The organism is Fictibacillus sp. 5RED26, assembly GCF_015903895.1.
GTDB classification, from domain to species: domain Bacteria; phylum Bacillota; class Bacilli; order Bacillales; family Fictibacillaceae; genus Fictibacillus; species Fictibacillus phosphorivorans.
Window position 1 is genome coordinate 1 of sequence record NZ_JACZDU010000020.1, and the last position, 1568, is coordinate 1568.

Here is a 1568-nt window from a genome sequence, read left to right on the forward strand (position 1 = left end):
GTTGGGCGGATTTGCCTACCCAACAGCCTAACTGCTTAGACGCACTATTCCATCAGTGCGCTCACCCTACCTTACTGCGTCCCCCCATTGTTCAAACGGAAAGGAGGTGGTACAGGAATATCAACCTGTTATCCATCGCCTACGCTTTTCAGCCTCGGCTTAGGCCCCGACTAACCCTGAGCGGACGAGCCTTCCTCAGGAAACCTTAGGCTTTCGATGGACAAGATTCTCACTTGTCTTTCGCTACTCATACCGGCATTCTCACTTCAAAGCGCTCCACCAGTCCTTCCGGTCTGACTTCGCTGCACTTCGAACGCTCCCCTACCCCTGTACCATACGGTACAAGCCATAGCTTCGGTGATACGTTTAGCCCCGTTACATTTTCGGCGCAGAGTCACTCGACCAGTGAGCTATTACGCACTCTTTAAATGGTGGCTGCTTCTAAGCCAACATCCTGGTTGTCTGGGCAACTCCACATCCTTTGCCACTTAACGTATACTTTGGGACCTTAGCTGATGGTCTGGGCTGTTTCCCTTTTGACTACGGATCTTATCACTCGCAGTCTGACTCCCGCGGATAATTCTCTGGCATTCGGAGTTTGACTGAATTCGGTAACCCTGTGGGGGCCCCTAGTCCAATCAGTGCTCTACCTCCAGGAATCTTGCCGCGAGGCTAGCCCTAAAGCTATTTCGGGGAGAACCAGCTATCTCCGTGTTCGATTGGCATTTCACCCCTACCCACACCTCATCCCCGCACTTTTCAACGTGCGTGGGTTCGGGCCTCCATTCAGTGTTACCTGAACTTCACCCTGGACATGGGTAGATCACACGGTTTCGGGTCTACGACCACGTACTATGTCGCCCTATTCAGACTCGCTTTCGCTGCGGCTCCGTCTTATCAACTTAACCTTGCACGGGATCGTAACTCGCCGGTTCATTCTACAAAAGGCACGCCGTCACCCGTTAATGGGCTCCGACTACTTGTAGGCACACGGTTTCAGGATCTGTTTCACTCCCCTTCCGGGGTGCTTTTCACCTTTCCCTCACGGTACTGGTTCACTATCGGTCACTAGGGAGTATTTAGCCTTGGGAGATGGTCCTCCCGGATTCCGACGGGGTTTCACGTGTCCCGCCGTACTCAGGATCCACTCAGGAGGGAACGAAGTTTCAGCTACAGGGCTGTTACCTTCTTCGGCTGGCCTTTCCAGACCACTTCACCTACTTCGTTCCTTTGTAACTCCGTATAGAGTGTCCTACAACCCCAGAGAGCAAGCTCTCTGGTTTGGGCTGATTCCGTTTCGCTCGCCGCTACTCAGGAAATCGCATTTGCTTTCTCTTCCTCCGGGTACTTAGATGTTTCAGTTCCCCGGGTCTGCCTTCTCATACCCTATGTATTCAGATATGGATACCATCCCATTACGGATGGTGGGTTCCCCCATTCGGAAATCCCCGGATCAATGCTTACTTACAGCTCCCCGAGGCATATCGGTGTTCGTCCCGTCCTTCTTCGGCTCCTAGTGCCAAGGCATCCACCGTGCGCCCTTTCTAGCTTAACCTTATATGATGTTT

The 1568-nt window shown here is 52.7% G+C and carries 1 rRNA gene; it reads right to left on the reverse strand.

The features are described from left to right. A 23S ribosomal RNA gene (locus IHV10_RS22580) occupies nucleotides 1-1555 on the reverse strand; the annotation flags it as partial. Nucleotides 1556-1568: the final 13 nt, after the last annotated feature.